3 protein-coding genes and 1 pseudogene are annotated in these 3,271 nt (G+C 68.9%); all 4 read left to right on the top strand.

Going from position 1 to position 3,271, the window contains the following annotated elements; genetic code table 11:
• The first annotated feature begins 555 nt into the window (after nt 1–555).
• The 4 genes and pseudogenes from Psi01_RS42785 to Psi01_RS42800 all read left to right on the top strand — a co-directional run bounded on the left by Psi01_RS42785 (nt 556) and on the right by Psi01_RS42800 (nt 3,204).
• Nucleotides 556–1,458 carry a DUF6192 family protein gene (locus tag Psi01_RS42785; RefSeq protein WP_204069941.1) on the top strand — a complete coding sequence of 301 codons (903 nt, stop codon included), beginning with the start codon at nt 556–558 and terminating at the stop codon, nt 1,456–1,458.
• An 18-nt stretch (nt 1,459–1,476) separates the two neighbouring features.
• Nucleotides 1,477–1,893 carry a hypothetical protein gene (locus tag Psi01_RS42790; protein ID WP_203880368.1) on the top strand — a complete coding sequence of 139 codons (417 nt, stop codon included), beginning with the start codon at nt 1,477–1,479 and terminating at the stop codon, nt 1,891–1,893.
• A 4-nt stretch (nt 1,894–1,897) separates the two neighbouring features.
• Nucleotides 1,898–2,749, top strand: a pseudogene (locus Psi01_RS42795) (IS5 family transposase); the annotation flags it as partial.
• Nucleotides 2,750–2,898: 149 nt separating this feature from the next.
• Nucleotides 2,899–3,204, top strand: coding sequence for a hypothetical protein (locus tag Psi01_RS42800; RefSeq protein ID WP_204069943.1), 306 nt, complete (start codon nt 2,899–2,901; stop codon nt 3,202–3,204).
• Nucleotides 3,205–3,271: the final 67 nt, after the last annotated feature.

Here is a 3,271-nt window from a genome sequence, read left to right on the forward strand (position 1 = left end):
GTGGTTGTTTTTGAACGGTGATCTTGAATCGAGAGCGTCGTCGAGCTAGCGGACAGACCTGGTCAGGAGCAGTCTGGGATCGTGGCCACGAGTGCATCAACGCGGCGGGTCTGCCCCGGGTGCGGCCAGGAGTTGCCGGGCCGGGCGCGGCGGGATGCGATCTACTGCAGCTCGGCCTGTCGGGCCCGGCATTGGCGCTGGGTCCGACGCACCCGCCGCGCTGTGATGACCGTGGTCGATGCCTCGCCGGCCAGCCGGTCGAGCTGTCTGGAGTGCGGGGCGATCTGGGTGACAGGAATCGATCACCGCTTTGGGGCGGTGTTTTGCTCACGACGGTGTAAGACCCGGGCCCGTCGGCGGCGTCAAGCCGCGGGGGAAGCCGTTCGCTCACAGGGCACCGTGCCCGCTCCGCGAACGGCTCAGTGATCGACGAGGCGCTGATTGGCGGGACCGGAAAAGACCTTGGCGCAGGGGATTGTCACATGATGTGATCAAGCGCACACTGGCGGCACCGCACCGATGTTCTGTCCCTTCCTATGCGAGGAGGCGGGGAACATGGGCGCGACCATGGTCGGGCATGTGGCCCTGGAGCGGTATCAGGAACTGGTCGAGCGCACGCGGCAGCTGGTGGAGACCGTCGGCCGGGCCCAGTTCGAGATCGGCGACAACGCGCTGGAGATCGCTCCGATGCAGGAGCGGGGCGGATCCCATCCGCTGGCGGGCATTGATGACACGTACGACATCTCCGAGATCCTGGCGACGTTCGCCGACGACGTGGGCCTGGCGGCCGCCACCATCAAGGAGTACCGGTGGACCTCATCGCGCTGGCCGGCCCAATACCGGCAGGTCGGGGTATCACACAAGGTGCATCGCATCCTGGCGGCGATCAGCGATGAGCAGGCGCGCTGGCGGCAGATCACCCGGCCGCCGCTCGATGAGCGCACCGGCCACTGCCGCTGGACGCCCGATGCCGCCAGTCGCATCGTCGGCTACCAGGTCGAACGCCCGGTGTCGGTGAAGGAGAAGGTCCGCGCCATCCACGATCTGGCCGGCGATGAGGAAGTCGCCGCAACCGTGGCCACCGATCTGCTGCGCCGGCCCGCGGTCGCGCACCAGGCCATGGCCGATGACACCGCCAAGCACATGGTCAACCGCGCCCAATATAACCAGGCGCACCAGGCCGCCGAGCCGGCGCGCCGGGCGGCCGCCCCGGCGCTGCGGCGGGTGGAGCACACGCTGGGGTTCATCGATCTGGTCGGGGCGTGCGCGGCGTTCGTGGCCGCGGGCGGCCGGATCGTGCCGGCCTTGCGCGGGCGCTCCTTCACCGATACCGAGCGCGCCAGCGTGCACAAGAACCTGGCCCGGGTCCGCTCCACCGCCGATTGGATCGAAACGGCCATCGACACCGGGGACACCACGCTCGATGAAGGGCTGGCCGCGCTGCTGCGCGACCGGTAACCGCAACGGGCACCCCTGATGAGCCGGTCCGGCGGCCGGCTGGCCGCCAACGTCTGTGCCGAGCGCGTGCTTCTGGCCCTGAGCGAGGCCCGGCCCGCCGGGCTGAGCACCAAGCAGCTGGTGGCCGCCACCGCTCTGAGCCCCTACCAGGTGCGCAAGGGCCTGCTCTACATCCGCGAGATCGCCGCCATGGCGAACCTGACCCCGATCACCTGGACTGCCGGGCAGGGCTGGAAGCTGTCGGCCGATCCAGCCGAATGGACTGCTTATGCCATCGCGGTCTTCCACCAGCTGCTGACCCGCACCTCCCGGCTGATCACCTCCACCATCGCGCCGCACGCCGCCGCGCTGCCCGGCGATGACAACGCGCAGATGGTGCTGGATCAGATCACCGGGATCAAGGCCACGCTGACCTTGCTGACCCGGGGACGCTGAGCCGATGCGCCGGCGCCGCTACCCCTCCGATGCCACCGATGCCGAGTGGGCCCTGCTGGAGCCGCTGCTGCCGGTGCCGGCCTGTCAGAGCGAGCGCGGCGGCCGCCCCGAGAAACACGATCGCCGCACCGTCGTCGATGCCATCCGCTACGTGGTCGACAACGGATGCAAGTGGCGCGCCCTGCCGCACGACTACGGCATTCCCTGGCAGACGGTCTACGGTTTTTTCGCCCGCTGGGCCCGCGCCGGCGTGGTCAGCTCCATCCTTGTCCAGCTGCGCCGGGCCATCCGGCTGCGCGCCGGGCGCTGCCCCAACCCGGTGGCCGCGATCCTGGACTCCCAAAGCATCAAAGCCGCAGAAACGGTGAGCAAGGCGACCCGAGGCTACGACGCCGGCAAGAAGATCAACGGACGCAAGCGATCAGTCCTGGTCGACACCATGGGACTGGTGCTGCTGGTCATGGTCACCCCCGCCGATCGGAGCGACCGGGACTGCGCCCGCGACCTGCTGGCCCGAGTGCGGATGCTGCATCCGCAGCTCACCTTGGTCTGGGCCGATGGCGCCTACGCCGGGGTCTTGGTGGAGTGGGCCCGTCGCTTCCTGAACCTCACCTTGAAGATCGTCTCCAAGGTCGCCGGCCAGGTCGGCTTCACGGTGCTGCCGCGCCGGTGGATCGTGGAGCGGTCACTGAGCTGGTTCCTGCGCGCCTGGCGCAACGTCCGCGACTACGAACGCACGCCCGCCCACAGCGAGGCCCATCTGTGCTGGGCCGCCATCACCTTGATGACGCGACGGCTGACCAGGAAAAACGCCCGGTCATGGAAGCGTGCGCCGGCTTCCTCGCTCCAGGCCGCCTGATCGGTCGGTCGCGTCCTGGATGACGGGCTCGGCCCTGTGACCGGTCACGGCCGTGGCGCAGAGCCAGGTTCGCCGTCGGCGTCACCGCGAGCACCGGCGGCTGACTGCCGAGCAGGGGAAGCCTGTCGATCGTTGTCGAGTGCTTCTTGACGCTCGTGCGCCGCCCGTTGCCGATGCCAGGCCACGTCCCCGATCCCGGCCTGCGCCACCTGCTCATGCACGGTGGCGTTGTCTCGATGCGCCCGGGCGGCGCGCCGATGACCCGCACGAGCCTCGACCTCGGCCTGCGCTGCCGTCTGCGCGGCCTGCTCGACCCGCTTGGCTGCCTGCTGTGGGCTGGCCACCGGCGGCCACTCCTGCGCCTGCAGTTCTTTAATCCGCTGCCGGACCTGCTCGACCCGCTTATCGGCACGCCGCACGCGATCCCGCGACTCCTCATTGCGATCAGATAAATACTCGACCATCGCGATCCTCTACCCATCCACCGCATGATCGATCAAGGGATTACAAACAACCTCT

Origin of the sequence: Paraplanobispora siamensis, from assembly GCF_016863175.1 — a bacterium.
GTDB classification, from domain to species: domain Bacteria; phylum Actinomycetota; class Actinomycetes; order Streptosporangiales; family Streptosporangiaceae; genus Planobispora; species Planobispora siamensis.

What these genes read in the sequence shown, in the direction of transcription:
- Psi01_RS42785 (WP_204069941.1), top strand. Translation starts at nt 556, where the DNA reads ATGGGCGCGACCATGGTCGGGCATGTGGCCCTGGAGCGGTATCAGGAA.
- Psi01_RS42790 (WP_203880368.1), top strand. Translation starts at nt 1,477, where the DNA reads ATGAGCCGGTCCGGCGGCCGGCTGGCCGCCAACGTCTGTGCCGAGCGC.